Source organism: Exiguobacterium sp. R-17 (genome assembly GCF_049913315.1).
In the GTDB taxonomy this organism is placed as follows: domain Bacteria; phylum Bacillota; class Bacilli; order Exiguobacteriales; family Exiguobacteriaceae; genus Exiguobacterium_A.
In genome coordinates this window covers 2,117,932-2,135,285 of the sequence record NZ_CP184372.1, presented here as the reverse complement: position 1 = coordinate 2,135,285, position 17,354 = coordinate 2,117,932, and the positions used below count along the sequence as shown (strand labels likewise).

The window sequence follows — 17,354 nt, the reverse complement described above, 5'->3', positions numbered from 1 at the left end:
AGATGAGAGCGTTGATCGTTAGTGATAGCCATGGATTAGAACAAGAACTGCTTACGATATTCGAACGTCATCAGGACGTGGATTTGGCATTTCATTGTGGAGACTCCCAATTGACGCGTGACATTGAATCATTATATCCATATCGTGTTGTACGGGGGAACTGTGATTATGGACACGATTTCCCGGAAGAAGTCACGTCGGAAATGGACGAGCATAAGGTCCTCTGTGTCCACGGACATCGTCAAGACGTCAAATATAGCCTAGATGTCTTGCAACATCATGCGAACGAAAAGCAAGCTGATATCGTTTTGTATGGTCATTCTCATGTTGCGAAGGCGGAGTATCGGGATGGTGTGTTATTCATCAATCCAGGATCGATTCGGATGCCACGCCATCGCCCAGACAAGACGTATGCGATTCTTGAAGTAGAACAAGACCGCTATTCTGTCGATTTTCTTGACATGAACGGGGATCGCGTCAATGCACTTCACCTCGACGGAACATTTTTGTAATAAAATAAATGCAATCTTTGTAATGTGATTGACACGAAAGAATTGTTCTAGTATAGTTTATTCGTGTTGACACGTCCCAATAGCTCAGCAGGATAGAGCAACGGCCTTCTAAGCCGTCGGTCGGGGGTTCGAATCCCTCTTGGGACGCTATAATTAAAATAGAGACTGCCCTTACGAGGGCGGTCTCTTTTTTTTATTTCAATTTTCGCTTATAATTAAGGTATCATGAACTCGAAAGGAATGAACGCGATGTGGAAGAAAGTTGGTACAGTCCTGTTACTCAGTACGTTTCTTGCAGGGTGTAGTGAGATTTCAAATACAGTTGATGATGCAAAACAACAGGTCAACGATGTGAAAAATAGTGTCGATTATGCTGGAGAACTTCAAGGGATTGCGAAAGATACGGCACAAGTCACGTCCGACTTATCTTCTTCTTTGAATGAAGCGGCTACGAAAGCACGCGAATCCACGAATCCGGAGCAAGCGCTCGACCAACAAATCGAGAAGTTAAAGGAAAACGGAACGATTGATCAGTTCAATCAAGAGCTGGACCAAATCGACCAACGATTGGCGGGACTTGAAAATCCACCGCAAGAGTTACAAAATTTAAGTGCAAAGCTCGAGCAGTTCGTGAATCAATCAGAAGATATCACACGACTTCTTGAAACAGACGTCTCTCTCGATACATTAAATCGTCTTGGCATCGAACAAGCAGGGAAATTACAAGAGGCGATCACGAACTGGACATCATTGCTTGATCCATTCACAAACTGAACAGTGAATTAAAAGGAGTGTCGGAATATGGGGACATCCCGCTGGATGGAACACGAATTAGAAGCGGAACGAGTGCGCATCCTCCGTTTGCCCGCATCTGAACAGGAACGGCTGGTCCAGGAATTAGAGACTGACCAATTGACAGGAGAAGACGTATTATACCGACTCTATGTCATTCAACCGCTATTACTGCATGACCGTGAACGATACGAAACTGTAGCAGAACGTTTTCTTGAAGTCGAGGGTGTGGAGCAAGTGCTCGCACTCTTTCTTTATGAACTCGGAGAACGATATCCAATGAAGCTCGCTCTACGCTCGGCGTCACCGTATCTGCCGTATGGACTTGCGCTTCGATTAGACGAGATTAAACAGCGGATGACGGTGCGAGAACAAAAGACGACACCGGTTCAAAAAAACAATACTACTCAGAGTGCTGTAACTTCCGGAACGGCGTTGATGCATGTGTTGCAACATGGAAGCTGGGTCGAACAAATGCGCCATTTGGCTGGTGCTGAATTCGAACGAACACCTGCGCTCTTTGACTACATCACACACAGATATCTTCGTGCTCAGGATACAGAACATCAAAGCCTACTCGTCATCGATCAGTTATTAGGAAGTGTGATTGAGCATCTGTCCTATCCAGCAGACATTTATGTGCCACATTTAAATGTACACTGGACGATCTCGACGCGTCAGGATTTAGAAGAGGTACTGATTGCGCATCAACAGGAACAACAAGCGTTACTCGCATCCATGCATACATTCGAAAAAATGGATCCTTTTCGAGCCTTACTCGTCTTGCGTTCGGACCAGTTGATTCATCTTGAAGAACGAGAAGCAATCGGGTCGGATATGGAGAAATGGCTCCTCGCATGCGAAGAACTAGCAGGGCTGTCGTTTGAAAAAGAAGAGCCGGAACGTGTCTTAAGTCCGCTAGCGAAGCGATTATATCAGGGGGTGCATATCCTCTATCCGGAAGTCATCGCATTCGAGCAGATTTACTTCGATTGAGACATCTGGAAACGATTCGTTCAACAGTGGTAATCGTCAGAACGATTGTGCTATAATGTGACTTGTTGTACACACATGTACGCTAATTGACAATTTTGGAGGGACTCAGCATGACTGCAAAATGGGAAAAACAATCAGGTAGCCTCGGCGTCCTCACGTATGAAGCGCCTGCTGAAGCATTTGATAAAGCGGTAGACCAAGCGTTCAAGAAAGTCGTTAAGACTTTGAACACACCAGGTTTCCGTAAAGGAAAAATGCCACGCGCAATGTTCAACAAAATGTACGGTGAAGAAGCACTGTACCAAGATGCACTCGATATCCTTTATAAGGACACAATCGAAGGTGCAGTCGTCGAATCAGGAATCGAGCCAATCGCGCTTGAAAACATCGACGTTGAAACACTCGAAAAAGGCAAGCCAGTAGAATTCAAAATCACGTTCGTCATCGAGCCAGAAGCTACACTCGGTGAGTACAAAGGTCTTGAGTACACAGCAGTTGAAACGAACGTTACTGACGAAGACGTCGACGCTGAACTCAAAACATTGCAAGAACGCGGTGCAGAACTCGTCGTTAAAGAAGATGGCGTCATCGAGAATGGCGATACAGTCGTATTCGACTTCGCAGGTTTCGATGGGGAAAACCAATTCGACGGCGGAACTGCTGAGAACTATTCACTCGTTATCGGTTCTGGAAACTTCATTCCTGGATTCGAAGAGCAAATGGTCGGTTTAAAAACTGGCGAGCAAAAAGATCTTGAAGTGACATTCCCTGAGGAATACCACGAAGCATCACTCGCTGGAAAACCAGTTACATTCAAAGTAACAATCCATGAAGTCAAAGCGCAAGAGCTCCCTGAATTGACAGATGAGTTCGCAAAAGAGATGGATGAAGAAGTTTCTTCACTCGACGAGTTGAAAACAAAAATCCGTACGCGTCTCGAAAACACACGCAAACAAGAAGCTGATGCTTCAATGCGCGATGAGTTAGTCGAAGCGGCTACGAAAAACGCGACAGTTGATCTTCCAGAAGTCATGGTCGAAAACGAAGTCGAGCGTATGGTTCAAGAGTTCACACAACGTATTCAATCACAAGGCATCGACCTCAACATGTACTTCCAGTTGACTGGAACGACAGAAGAGGCAATGCGTTCTGAAATGAAAGAGCAAGCGGAAGAGCGCGTTAAAGCACGTCTCGTCCTTAAGCAAATCGTTGCTGACGAAAAAATCGAAGTAACAGACGAAGAAACACAAACTGAACTTCAATCAATGTCAGAACTCTACAACATCCCTGCAGATCAACTTGAAACGATGCTTGCACCACAAGGTGGTCTTGAAACGCTTAAAGGCGATCTTCAATTCCGTAAAGCTATCGATGTTCTCGTCGACAACGCAAAAGCAAAATAAGCCATTTCATGGTTTTCGATCGACTTCAAGCCCAATTTCTGGTCTTGGAGTCGATTTTTTTGTACGATAGGTCAAACAAGGACAAACAATCCTTGGTTCAGGACATCAAACTGTAAATCGTTCGTCCAGGATTTGAAAGACTTTCCTTGTTCATGCTACAATCATAAATAGTAAAACGTGAGACGGGATGCTACAGGCGTCCATACAATTTCCACGTTAAAGGGGTGGACCTTTATGTTTAAATTCAACGAAGAAAAAGGTCAGCTAAAATGTTCTTTCTGTGGAAAGACACAAGAACAAGTACGCAAACTTGTTGCTGGACCTGGCGTTTACATTTGCGACGAGTGTATCGAACTCTGCAATGAAATCGTAGAGGAAGAACTCGGTACAGAAGAAGAAGTCGAGCTGAAGAATGTTCCAAAACCGCATGAAATTCGTACGACACTTGACGATTATGTCATCGGTCAAGAAAAAGCGAAAAAATCGTTATCTGTAGCGATGTATAATCACTACAAACGAATCAATGCTGGTGGTCGCGCAGATGATGTCGAGCTCTCAAAATCAAACATCGTCATGATCGGTCCAACAGGTAGCGGTAAGACACTTCTTGCCCAAACGATGGCACGTATCTTAAACGTACCGTTTGCGATTGCAGATGCAACAAGTTTGACGGAAGCCGGTTATGTCGGTGAAGACGTCGAGAACATCCTGTTGAAACTCATCCAAGCAGCGGACTATGATGTCGAGAAGGCTGAAAAAGGAATCATCTACATTGATGAGATCGATAAGATCGCTCGTAAATCAGAAAATCCGTCAATTACACGTGATGTTTCTGGTGAGGGTGTTCAACAAGCCTTGCTGAAGATTTTGGAAGGAACTGTTGCAAGTGTACCGCCACAAGGTGGACGCAAACATCCGCATCAAGAATTCATCCAAATCGATACGACGAACATCTTGTTCATCGTTGGTGGAGCATTCGATGGTATCGATCAGTCGATCAAACGTCGTCTCGGTAAAAAAGTCATCGGCTTCGGAAACGATTCAGAGAACCGTAACCTCACACAAAAAGAAATTCTAGCAGCCGCATTGCCAGAAGATCTTCAAAAGTTTGGTTTGATTCCTGAGTTCATCGGTCGTTTGCCAGTCATGGCAACACTCGAGCCACTCGATGAAGAGGCACTCGTTCAAATCTTGACGAAACCGAAAAACGCCCTCGTGAAACAATATAAGAAAATGCTTCAACTTGATGATGTCGAACTCGACTTCACGGAAGATGCACTTCTTGAGATTGCGAAGCTCGCAATCGAACGTAAAACAGGTGCGCGTGGTCTTCGTTCCATCATCGAAGAAACTATGCTAGATATCATGTTCGAAATTCCATCGCGTGAAGACATCGCGAAAGTCATCATTACAGCAGAGACGTTGACTGGTAAGCGCGGTCCAACGCTTGAGTTGAAAGATGGTACAATTGAACATGGGAAAGAAAAAGAAACGGCGTAACACCGTGACAAATCGGCTCGGAGGCTACTTGTACGCCTTTCCGAGTCTTTTTGTTTAGGAGGAATTCGAATGAAGAAAAAACAATATCCACTTTTACCGTTACGCGGTGTCGTCGCGTATCCGTTGATCGGATTGACGATTGATGTTGGGCGTCCGGTATCCTTAAAAGCCTTACTTGCATCAAAGGAACATGAGATCGATCTCGTCGTCGTCACGCAACGTGACCCAGAAGCAGAGCCGTCTGTCGACGGGTTGCATCAGGTCGGTACACTTGTTCAAATCGCGAAGATGAGTGAACTTGGGAATGATACAGTTCGTGTTCGTGTTATCGGGAAGGAACGCGTCCGGATTGAAAACGTTGAGGAGACGGACGAAGGATATCAAGCAGTCATCGAACCAATCGAGAAGATGGACATCAAAGGGGCGAAACAAGAAGCGCTCGTTCGTCTAATTAAAGAACAGTTCGGTCAACTCGTCTCTCGTATCAAAGGCATCGGAACAGATGAGCGTCGTCGGTTCGAGACCTATGAACGTCTCGACTCATTGACGGACTATATCACGTCGAAGTTACCGATCGATATCTCGAAGAAACAGGAGTTCCTCGAACAACAGGATCCGGTCGAACGGGGATTGATGTTGCTTGACGTCATGAAACATGAATATGAAGTCGTCGAACTCGAACGTGAGATGCGTGAACGAACGAAGAAGACGATTGAACAATCGCAACGCGAGTATTACTTGCGGGAACAATTGAAGACGATTCAACAAGAACTCGGTGGCGAGTCGGCATCCGTTGAAAGCGATGCGACGAAATACCGGGAGCAACTATCCATGCTTGATTTACCGGAAACGACGGTTGCGAACGTCGAGAAGGAAATCAGTCGTTTAGCTGTCGTACCGGCGACAAGTCCCGAACATGGGGTCATTCGTAACTATCTCGAGTGGTTCTTCTCGTTACCTTGGAATGAGGCGACGGACGATTTCTTGAACGTTTCAGCTGCTTCGGAACAGCTCGACGAGGACCATTATGGTTTAGAAAAGGTGAAGGAACGGATTCTTGAGTACCTTGCTGTTCGTCAGTTGACGGATTCGCTACGGGGTCCGATTCTTTGTTTATCAGGTCCTCCGGGGGTCGGTAAAACGTCGCTTGCTCGCTCGATCGCAACAGCACTCGAACGGAAGTTTGTCCGCGTCTCACTTGGTGGCGTGCGCGATGAAGCGGAGATCCGTGGACATCGCCGGACGTATATCGGTGCGATGCCAGGTCGAATCATCCGCGGTTTAAAACAAGCAGGAACGAACAACCCGGTCTTCTTACTGGATGAGATTGATAAGATGTCAAATGACTTCCGTGGTGACCCATCGTCCGCGATGCTTGAAGTTCTTGATCCGGAACAAAACAACAGCTTCTCCGATCACTACATCGAAGAACCGTTCGATTTATCAAATGTTCTCTTCATCGCGACAGCAAATGATGTCTCGAACATCCCAGGACCGTTGCTCGACCGAATGGAACTGATTCAGATTGGTGGCTATACGGAACAAGAGAAGACGGAAATTGCCGTTCGTCATCTATTATCGAAGCAACTTGCTGAACACGGTCTGAAAAAGAGTCAATTGACAGTCAAAGCAGACGCGCTAGAAGAAGTCGTTCGTCGTTATACACGAGAAGCCGGTGTCCGTAATCTTGAACGTGTCCTCGGCTCACTTTGCCGGAAAGCAGCAAAACAAATCGCGATGGGTGAGAAGAAGCGGGTGACGGTGACCAAGCGTAATCTAGATGATTTCTTAGGTAAACCGATCTACCGTTATGGTCAAGGCGAGCTAGAAGATATGATTGGCGCAGTGACTGGTTTAGCGTATACTGCTTTTGGGGGCGATACGTTGACGATCGAAGTCAGTCTTGCTCCGGGTAAAGGGAAACTGCAGTTAACCGGGAAACTCGGTGACGTCATGCAAGAGTCCGCTCAGACTGCGTACAGCTTCGTCCGAGCAAATGCGACGTCCCTTGGCATCGAACCGAACTTCTACGAAACGCAAGACATCCACATCCACGTCCCTGAAGGTGCTGTACCAAAAGATGGTCCATCTGCTGGTATTACACTGGCAACAGCACTGATTTCCGCCTTGACGAAGCGTCCGGTTCGCCGGGACGTCGGGATGACAGGTGAAATCACACTACGTGGACGGGTCTTACCGATCGGTGGACTAAAGGAAAAGTCACTCGCAGCACATCGTGCGGGCTTGACGACCGTTCTTCTACCACAAGATAATACGCGGGACATCGATGACATCCCGGAAAGCGTCCGCGCAGGAATGGAATTCATTCCGGTCGCGACGATGGAGCAAGTGCTCGAACATGCATTAAAAGGAGAGTAACATGAAAATTTATAAAGCTGATTTTATTACGAGTGGCGTAAACCCGGAGCATTATCCGGAGCCATTGTTGCCAGAAGTGGCACTCGCAGGGCGATCGAATGTCGGAAAGTCCTCTTTCATCAATAAACTGGTTCAGCGAAAAGCACTCGCGCGGACATCTTCGAAACCAGGTAAAACGCAAACCTTGAACTTCTTTAACATCAATGATGAAGTCATGTTCGTCGATGTACCGGGTTACGGGTATGCGAAAGTCTCGAAGACGGAGCGTGAAGCGTGGGGCAAGATGATGGAGAAGTACTTCACACAACGTGAAATCCTCAAAGGTGTCGTACAGCTCGTCGACATCCGACATGATCCGTCTGCGGATGACGTGACGATGTACGATTTCTTGAAGTATTACGATCTACCGGTCATCGTCGTTGCAACAAAACTCGATAAAATCAAAAAAAGTCAACGTGATAAACATATCGCGGCAATCAAACGTAAATTGCAATTTGATGGTCAAGATACCTTAATTCCTTTCTCATCTGAGACAGGAGAAGGCGTCGATGCCGCATGGGAAGCGATTTATCGTCTTTTGTAAAAAACGAAACGTTTTGTTCTCCTACAATAGGAGAGCAGGACGTTTTTTTATGAGGGTTAAAGTAATCTAAAAATAGTATCTAATTATTTCCTTACAACATTTTTGATTTCCATTATATGAACATCATTTGATTCACGTTACAATGATAGGAACAAATTGTTCTAGTGGGAGGCTATGCCAATATGAGGCGTTATAAATGGACGTTCGCAATCGTCGTCTTACTCATTCTGACACCATTTGCCATTTGGTTTTTGAAGCAGGAAAAGACATTAAACATTGCGCTATTTGATTACACGAACGGAACGGAAGAGCGAGAGCATGCCGGAACGACGTGGTTATTGAATCACTTAAAGATCCGAAATACGCAAGGGCAAGATTATACGTATTCGGACTACATCAACCGTTATGATGGTACACAAGGTAAAAAAATGTTACAACAAGCCTCTAAAGCAGATGTGCTGTTGTTTACGGATACGTACGGAAAATCATATGACGTCAACGGGAAAAAAGAACATCGTGGTGGCTTGACGACAGAAGATGTCGAGCTTGCAACTGAAGCGATTTCGCAAGGAAAAACCGTCGTGGCGGAATTTAATACAGCAGCAAGTCCGACGTCAGTCGAGCGTTCCAATGCGTTTCGACAATTATTCGGGACGGCTTGGACAGGATGGATAGGTCGATTTTTCCCAGATTTAACAAAATTGCAAGGTCTTGAGAAAAACGTCGTAGCTCAATTAAAAACACAAGCGAAAGAAAAAGAGTTCAAACTAACAGGTCCGGGTTATGTTTTTATTAATGATTCGACCGAAAAAGCTTTTTTCGTCAATGATGACACTCCTTTACTTTACAAGTGGGACCAAAATAAGGGGAATGCAAAAGATGAGGTCCGTTATAACTACTGGTTCGAGATTCTTGAACTAGATGGTGGGAAACAACAAGCGCATTTCTCTTGGAAACCTTCGAAACAGACACAAGCAATGCTTCGAAAATATCAGTTGCCGCTTGAGTTTCCAGCGTATGTCACGCAAGGAAGTGGTCACTATTTTGCCGGTGATTATACGGACGTCGCGGATATTCCACGTTATTATCGATACAGTGGTCTCGATTGGTTCCGCAAACAGTTCATCCTCGATAGTGCGGAAAGTGAATCGGCGTTCTTCTGGAAGATTTATGCCCCAACGCTGACGCGTATTCTTGAGGATACGAAACGGATCTCGACACAAACTGCGAAGGTCAAACCACTTTCACAAACGAAGGTCGGTAACCAAGAGTTGCGGACCCGAGCTCGTGAAGGACAGGACACGCTTGAGATGTATCAAGATGGTGAATGGAAGCCGTACTTCGTTAAGGGTGTCAACATTGGACTTGGTCGACCAGGTGCATTTCCCGGGGAACATGCCATCAGCCGAAACGAATATGATCGTTGGTTGAAGGAAATCGGAGCGATGGGGGTCAATACGATTCGTGTGTACACGTTGCACCCTCCTGCTTTTTACGATGCATTAAAAGCTTACAACGAAAAGGCGAAACAACCGATTTATCTCATGCAAGGCATGTGGGTCGAAGAGAAGCCGTTCGAGGAACTAAAAAATGCATTCGATCCAAAGTTCATGAAGATGACAGATACGGAAGCAAAACGAATGGTTGATGTCATTCATGGAAACGCAGTCGTTAAAGAAGTTGTTGGTCATGCTTCCGGAACATACACTTCAGACGTCTCGCAATACGTTTCAGCATTCGTCTTCGGAATCGAATGGTTACCGGAAGCTGTCGTCGAAACAAATAAAAAGAACAAAGGAACACGTTTCGAAGGACAATACGTAACGACGACGAAAGAAGCGTCTCCTTTCGAATCGTGGTTAGCAGGTCGGATGGATACGGCGACTGCACATGAAATCAAAGAGTACGGCACAACACGACCAATCGGTTCGACGAACTGGCCGACGACAGATCCGTTGAAACACCCGAAAGAGATTGAGGAAGAACAGGACCTCGTCTCCATTGATTTCAATCACTTAAAAGCAACGAAGGATTTCCCGGGTGGCTTGTTCGCGTCTTACCACATCTATCCGTACTATCCTTCGTTCATCAAGGAAGAATACAGTCAAAAAACGGACAAAGGATCTGAATCGTATGCTCGTTACTTGAAGAAGATGAAGGATTATCATGATATGCCGCTACTTGTATCAGAATTCGGAATTCCGAGTTCTCGCGGGAAGACGCACCTCGGACCAAATGGTTTCGATCAAGGGCATGTCAGTGAGAAGAAACAAGGCGAACTCGTCGCACAACTCTATCAAGACATTAAAGACGTCAAAACAGCCGGTGGACTCGTCTTCATCTGGCAAGATGAATGGTTCAAGCGGACGTGGAACACGATGGATTATGATGATGCCAATACGCGCCCCCGTTGGTCGAATGTCCAGACGAGCGAACAACATTTCGGTATGCTTGGTTTCCTGCGTTCAGATATCGTCATTGACGGGAAATTGGATGATTGGAAAGGGTATGCACCAGTCGCTGAAAATAAGGATCAAGCGATATATATGACATCCGACGAAGCCTATCTCTATTTGCGTATCGACCGGAAAAAAGCAGAGCCGACGACACTTGCGCTATCGACGAAACCAAACGATGGGAATACGAAAGTCGGTCCGTTGAGGCTTGATGAAGGAGCGGAATATCGCCTGACGATCGATCAGAAGGCGCGCATCGATGTCGATGCTCGTTATGATATCTTCCGTTATCACTATGGTCTCAAGATGCCGTTTGAGATGGTAAAACCACCGTCTGATCAAAAAGACAGCGGTAAGTTCGTTCCAATTTATCAAATGCTCGATTATGCAAGACGCGACCCGGTGACGAAAAAAATCGTCAAACCAGCCGTCAAGTGGGACACGGGTGTTCTACATGAAGGAGAACCAGACGATATCTTGACAGATATCTCAGATATCACGAAACCAACCGTAGAGCTCCGTATTCCATGGATGGTCTTGAATATGCGAGACCCTAGTAAACATGAAATTATCGGTGACTTCTGGAAAGATGGATTAGAAGCGAAGATGATTACGGAAGGAATCGAAGTCACAGGTCAAGTCGGTGAGACACGTATCCCTGAAAAAGATCGTGGTTTCTACAACTGGGCAGAGTGGACGAATCCGCAACAGCGAGAAGAACTGAAACCTGTCTATCGGACGATGAAAAAAGCATTCACTGAGGGAGGAAACTAAATGCGACGTGAAGAGATGTGGAAATTAATCAATCAGTCGTTTGAATCAATAAGTCAAGATCGTGAAGTCAGTTCGACGATTGAATGGACGGAAGAAACCGTCCGGCAATCGTCGACGAATATCTTGTTCGTGCACACAGTCGGACAAATGCCGGAGGCGGTCAACAGACTGATTGAAGAGGGGTGGTGCGTGCGGACGGACATTTCTTATGCCGATGTCGTTCTCGCAAGCGAACCTGTCATCGAAGAACGAATTCCCGTCGTGTATTTTAATACGGAGACCTCTTTCTATGGTTTAGAAAATGCGCGAGAAATTCTACCGGCGACACTGTCGCGGGAGCTTGTCCTTGACCGGCTAGCGCGTTATAAGAAAATCCATCATATCGCGGATGTCGTCGTCGTAACGGAAGATCCGCATATCCGTCGGATGATGGAACGGGAACTGACGGAACGCTTCGAACGGTTCGTAACATTCGAACGAGCAGAGACATTCCTTGACGAGTACGTAGCATCCCGTCCGTATTTACTCGTGTTTACGTCAGCACTACCACGAGCAGATGGGCTGGAATTACTACTGCGAGCGAAACAACAGAGTGTCGCACCGTTCCAATCGATGATGATCTCGATGTACAACCGTGAACGCGATCATGTTCTTGCGATTGACCGAGGTGTTGATTACATTATGACCCTTCCGTTAAAAATCGAAGAATTCCGCGCGTGGATTCGAAAAGTTGAGGATGGCCGATGATGCAGGCGATTCTAGTATTTATCGTTGTACTCGTTTTCTTACAAGGTGGAGCATTGGTCTATCTCGTCGTTCAAAAACGAAAACGTGCCAATCGCGAGCATGCCCGTAGCGATTGGCAACTTGCCTTTCGAGATGACATCTACGACTATGCGACAGGTGAACGTCAGGACATGCCGACGGTTCAAAAAGGAAACGAGGATCTAGCTGAGCTTGAGCTCTTCGCACTGTCTAACTTGACGGCAACACCGGCACATCTCGAACGAGTGCAAGCTTTTGTCGCTGCTAATATGCAAGTCTATTACGAACAAGAATTGAAGCATCGTCGGATTGACCGTCGCTTGAACGCTTATGAGGCCGTCTCTCAATTCCGTTTGGTAGCAGTCGCACCGATGATTCATGCGCGTTGGGGAAACACGATTGAAAAAGAAGAGAGCGATGTCATCGTTCGGACCCTCGTCTCACTATCACCGCAAGATGCGATCGCCATCGCCAAGCAAGAAAATGGGATTAGTTTCTTCGGTGCGATTCTTGCGGTCGGTCGTAGTCAAGACTTAGAGGAGTGGGTGGCTGCGTTCGAAGAATTGACACTGTCCTTTAAGTTAGCAATCCTTCAGTTGATCTTTGACCGCGATGAGACACGTTATATCGCACTCGTTCGTGACAAGACGACAGATGAAAATCCAGAAATCCGAAAACGTGCCCTTCGTGCGCTCACGCGAATCGGGCTTGAGGAGGACTGGAAGTTATATGTGCCTTACTTGGAAGAAGAATCAAGTTGGGTTGAGCAAATGCTTGCCCTTCGTTTCTTAGAACATGTCGTTCCAGCCGATGCGATACCAGCGATCTTGCCGTTTGTCGGTAGTCGATCGTGGTGGGTCCGGACAGCTGCCTTTGATGCGCTGCTTGCTTGTGGCGGGATCGAACAATTGGCGAAGGTATCAAGTACACATCCCGACCGCTATGCACGTCAAAAAGCTACAGAACGGTTGGCAAAGGAGATGAAGCATCATGTCGTCTGAGACAATCCAAGCCATTATTGAAGTCCTTTCATGGACAGTGTTGATTTATATGTTACTCGTCATCGTGTTCTATTCGATGCTTTACCTGATTTCAGCTCAAATGGTGCGACGGCAACGCTTCCGTCGGAAAGAGAGCTCTTACTTGCCACTGATGCGCTCTCTCTATACACGACCGGTCAGTATCCTTGTACCAGCGTACAATGAGGAATATACGATCGTCTCGAGTGTCCAAGCCTTGCTAGCACTTGACTATCCGGAGCATGAAGTCATCGTCATCAATGATGGTTCAAAGGACGGAACGATGGACGAATTGTTCCGATCGTATGAGCTGGAGAAGGAAATCCGCTATCCGCGGATTCTGATTGGTTCGAAGCCGGTCAAACAAGTCTACCGTTCGCGGATCGATAGTCGTTTGATCGTTATCGATAAAGAGAATGGTGGAAAGGCAGATGCCTTGAATGCCGGTATCGACCATTCCAGTTATCCGTATTTCTGCTCGCTTGACGCGGATTCGATTTTAGAGCGGGATGCCCTATTAAAAATCATGAAACCGATCGTCGAGTCCGACGAAGAGGTCGTCGCGACATGTGGTTCAATCTTCCTCGTCAATGGCTGTACGATTGAAGGTGGTGAAATCGTCGAGATTCGGACACCAAAACAACGGATTGTCTTGATGCAGATGATTGAATATTTCCGAGCATTCTTATTTGGTCGCCTTGGACTTAGCCGTTTCAACATCTTATTGATTGTCTCTGGTGCGTTCGGTCTGTTCCAAAAGAACATCGTTGTCCAAGCAGGTGGATATAAGGAAGGACTTGTCGGTGAGGACATGGAACTTGTCGTTCGTTTGCACCGGTACATGAAGGAAAACAAGCTTGATAAACGCATCGAGTACGTTCCGGCACCAGTCTGTTGGACGCAAGCTCCGGAGTCAATGGAAGTGTTACGGTCACAACGTACACGTTGGCACCGTGGGCTAGCTGAGACGCTCTGGACGCATAAGCGCATGATCGGTAATCCGAAATATGGTTCTGTTGGTGGCGTTTCGATGCTATATTTCTTTTTGATTGAATTACTCGGACCTATCGTTGAACTGATTGGATATTTCATCATTCCGCTCAACCTGCTCGTCGGGACGCTTAACTTTGAATTTGGTATCGTCTTATTGGTCGTTGCTTTACTCTATGGTTCCTTATTATCAGCAGGTGCCGTATTATTGGAAGAGTGGACGATGCACCGATTCAAGAACGTCAAAGAATTGATTCGGTTGTATTTATGGTCCTTGACCGAGTCGTTCTGGTACCGTCCGATTTTAGTCTTCTTCAAACTAGGTGGATTGATTCAATTCTTGACTGGTCGAGGAAACTGGGGACAGATGGAGCGCCAACGCCTCGAAGACGTCACCGAGGAAAAAGTCGGCTGACGAATAGGTATGAGGAGGATATGCTAGGTGGATTTGTTACGAAACAAATGGTTTAAAGCATTAATTTGGGTATTAGTGATTTTTCTTGTCATCTGGGTCGGTACAAAGATCTCATTTTTATTCCAGCCGATAAAAGTCATGCTGGCATTGATCTTCCCACCGCTCATTATTGCGGGTATTTTCTATTACTTCACGCTTGGGATCGTAGATACGTTGCAAAAACGAGTCAAGAAACGTGGTCTTGCCGTGTTGATCGTTTTGCTTGGTTTCATCACGATCCTGACGATCGCCGTCGCTTCAATCGGACCGATCTTAGTTGAGCAGGTGACAGATTTTGCAACGAGCATTCCGACGCTCGTCATCGAATTGCGTGATCAAACGTTAAATTTACGCGATCAGCTGATGGACAATCGTTTTATCTCGACCTGGGTACATGAGAATACAGATTTATTTGATAAGTGGACGAATGAAGCGACATCGTATGTCGGTACTGTCTTCAAGTCCGTCTCGACGTCCGTTGGAACGATTTTCGGTGTCATCTCTTCGACGGTCTTAATCATCGTCTTAGTGCCGTTCATTTTAGTGTATATGTTGCTTGACGGGTATAAGTTCCCTGACTCCGTCGTGAAATTGTTACCGCGTAACTACGAAACGGAAACGCGTAAAATTCTGCACGACATGCACGTGACAGTGAAGCATTACGTCAACGGACAGGTCATCGTCTCAATCTGCGTCGGTGTGATGTCCTTGATCGGCTTTTTCATTGCTGACATTCAATATGCGTTATTGCTTGCCTTATTCTGTACGGTGACGAACATCATCCCGTATCTTGGACCTTACATCGGTGCCGTACCGGCAGTCATTGTCGGGTTCATTGATGATCCGATTAAAGCGGTCTATGCGATCATCACGATCGTCGTCGCGCAACAAATCGAATCGAACTTGATTTCTCCTTACGTTCAAGGGAAAACGCTCAAGGTCCATCCCCTGACGATCATCATAGTTTTGCTCGTTGCCGGGAAAATCGGTGGCATCATCGGTGTCATCTTGGCAGTTCCGACCTATGCGGTCTCAAAAGTCGTCATTCAGAACATCGCTCGGATTTATCGTTTACGTCAGCAACGTCTCGACGTACCGGACGTGACGGTATCACCTGAATCATTGAAGTAAAGTGTAACCCTCTGCTCTTTTTAGGAGCAGAGGGTTTGTGATTTTTACGGGAGAGGGATAAGGTAGAAGAAGAGAAAAAATGAAGAAGATTTCACAACTTCGACTCATTTTAGTTTATAAATTGATTGGAATCTTTTTTATAATGGTTATAATGTAGGATAGAGAACGAAAAGATAGATCGGAACGAAATCTTTGGACGTAAGGGGTAGAGCGCATGCATATCGTAGTGGTCGGCTTGAATAACAAAACAGCGCCTGTATCAATACGCGAACAAGTCTCATTTGGGGAGCATGAGATGAAGGGAGCGGTCGTCGCATTGCGCGATGAAAAAAGTATCTTTGAAAGTGTCATCGTCTCGACATGTAACCGGACGGAACTATACGTCGTGACGGATCAGCCACATACAGGACGGTATTATACAAAACGTTTCCTTGCAAACTGGTTTGGTTTGACGATGGAAGAGCTCGAGCCGTATCTCTTCATCCATGAAGGATTCGATGCGATGAAACATCTGTTCCGCGTGACAAGTGGTCTTGATTCAATGATCGTCGGTGAAACGCAAATCCTTGGTCAGGTCAAGACAAGCTTCTTCATGGCACAGAAGCTTGAAACGACAGGAACGGTCTTTAACAAACTCTTCAAAGAAGCGGTCACGCTCGCCAAACGGGCTCACGCAGAAACTGGAATCGGTGAAAATGCCGTTTCTGTCAGTGCTGCTGCCGTCACGCTTGCCGAACAGTTACTCGGATCGCTTGAAGATAAATCGATTGTCGTCATCGGTGCGGGAGAAACTGGCGAATTGACGACGCTCAACTTATATGAAGCAGGAGCTCGTGACATCACGGTCTTTAACCGGACGCTTGCCAAAGCAGAAGAGGTCGCGAATCGGTTCGAAGGATCAGCGCATTCGATTAATGAAATGCAGTGCGGTTTGCTTCGGGCAGACATCGTCATCTCTTCAACAGGTGCAAAACGTGCCATCATCAAACGGGAAGACATCGCAGCAGCACAGCTGTTCCGTCACGATCGTCCATTCTTGTTGATTGACATCGCAGTACCGCGCGACATCGAACCGACCGTTGGTGACTTGCCAGGCGTTCATTTATATGATGTCGATGATCTGACATCGATCGTCCAGCAAAACATGGCGGAACGGATGAAGGAAGCGGCGAAAATCGAACAACGAATCGAAGCGGCAATCGCCGAGTTCGAAGGGTGGATGACGACACTTGGTGTCGTGCCGATCATCACGGAATTACGAGACCAAGCGTTGCGGATTCAACAAGAGACGATGCAAAGCTTGGAACGGAAATTACCGGAGATGTCAAAACGTGAAAAAACCGTCATTGGTAAACACATGAAATCCATCATCAATCAATTGTTGCGTGAACCGCTATCTTACATCAAAGATGCGGCAGCGAAACCGGATGCCGATGAGCGGATTGCGCAGTTCATGGATACGTTCGCATTAAACGAAGACTTGTTTGATGGGCTCGAAGATGAAATCGTGACGTCAGAAGAGACGACACCTGCAGCAAAAGCTGTGAACCGGTGAACAAAGTACGATTTGTGTTACAATAGAAAATGCATGGGGCGGACT

General features: G+C 46.3%; 13 protein-coding genes and 1 tRNA gene. All 14 read left to right on the top strand.

Translation table 11 applies throughout. From position 1 onward, the window contains the following. The first annotated feature begins 2 nt into the window (after positions 1-2). A complete protein-coding gene (locus ACN9MT_RS11355; protein ID WP_214852973.1) occupies positions 3-512 on the top strand; it encodes a metallophosphoesterase family protein in 510 nt (169 codons plus the stop codon). Positions 513-585: 73 nt separating this feature from the next. Beyond that, positions 586-659 (top strand) — tRNA-Arg (locus ACN9MT_RS11350). A gap of 102 nt (positions 660-761) precedes the next feature. Continuing rightward, positions 762-1,286: a hypothetical protein gene (locus ACN9MT_RS11345; protein WP_368914672.1), complete on the top strand. Its 525-nt coding sequence runs from the start codon at positions 762-764 to the stop codon at positions 1,284-1,286. 27 nt (positions 1,287-1,313) lie between these two features. Then, positions 1,314-2,300 (top strand): hypothetical protein, encoded by a 987-nt coding sequence (locus ACN9MT_RS11340; protein WP_426272194.1) that lies wholly within the window; start codon positions 1,314-1,316, stop codon positions 2,298-2,300. 110 nt (positions 2,301-2,410) lie between these two features. Next, on the top strand, positions 2,411-3,703 hold the full coding sequence (gene tig / locus ACN9MT_RS11335; RefSeq protein ID WP_023468978.1) for a trigger factor: 1,293 nt from the start codon (positions 2,411-2,413) through the stop codon (positions 3,701-3,703). A 234-nt stretch (positions 3,704-3,937) separates the two neighbouring features. Further along, the gene (gene clpX / locus ACN9MT_RS11330; protein WP_023468977.1) at positions 3,938-5,203 is read left to right on the top strand and encodes an ATP-dependent protease ATP-binding subunit ClpX; all 1,266 of its coding nucleotides are present in this window, start codon (positions 3,938-3,940) and stop codon (positions 5,201-5,203) included. Positions 5,204-5,272: 69 nt separating this feature from the next. Further along, positions 5,273-7,582 (top strand): endopeptidase La, encoded by a 2,310-nt coding sequence (gene lon, locus ACN9MT_RS11325; protein WP_056062601.1) that lies wholly within the window; start codon positions 5,273-5,275, stop codon positions 7,580-7,582. A 1-nt stretch (position 7,583) separates the two neighbouring features. Beyond that, positions 7,584-8,165, top strand: coding sequence for a ribosome biogenesis GTP-binding protein YihA/YsxC (yihA, locus tag ACN9MT_RS11320; RefSeq protein ID WP_023468975.1), 582 nt, complete (start codon positions 7,584-7,586; stop codon positions 8,163-8,165). 182 nt (positions 8,166-8,347) lie between these two features. After that, a complete protein-coding gene (locus tag ACN9MT_RS11315) occupies positions 8,348-11,395 on the top strand; it encodes a hypothetical protein (RefSeq protein ID WP_426272193.1) in 3,048 nt (1,015 codons plus the stop codon). After that, positions 11,396-12,142 carry a response regulator gene (locus tag ACN9MT_RS11310; RefSeq protein WP_426272192.1) on the top strand — a complete coding sequence of 249 codons (747 nt, stop codon included), beginning with the start codon at positions 11,396-11,398 and terminating at the stop codon, positions 12,140-12,142. Continuing rightward, on the top strand, positions 12,139-13,161 hold the full coding sequence (locus tag ACN9MT_RS11305; protein WP_426272191.1) for a HEAT repeat domain-containing protein: 1,023 nt from the start codon (positions 12,139-12,141) through the stop codon (positions 13,159-13,161). Before ACN9MT_RS11310 ends, ACN9MT_RS11305 begins: the two co-directional genes overlap by 4 nt. Beyond that, positions 13,151-14,584, top strand: a complete 1,434-nt coding sequence (locus tag ACN9MT_RS11300) for a glycosyltransferase family 2 protein (RefSeq protein ID WP_426272190.1) — start codon at positions 13,151-13,153, stop codon at positions 14,582-14,584. Before ACN9MT_RS11305 ends, ACN9MT_RS11300 begins: the two co-directional genes overlap by 11 nt. A 27-nt stretch (positions 14,585-14,611) precedes the next feature. Then, entirely contained in the window at positions 14,612-15,754 is a 1,143-nt protein-coding gene (locus ACN9MT_RS11295; RefSeq protein WP_426272189.1) for an AI-2E family transporter, read from the top strand. 214 nt (positions 15,755-15,968) lie between these two features. Next, positions 15,969-17,309, top strand: a complete 1,341-nt coding sequence (gene hemA / locus ACN9MT_RS11290) for a glutamyl-tRNA reductase (protein WP_426272188.1) — start codon at positions 15,969-15,971, stop codon at positions 17,307-17,309. Positions 17,310-17,354: the final 45 nt, after the last annotated feature.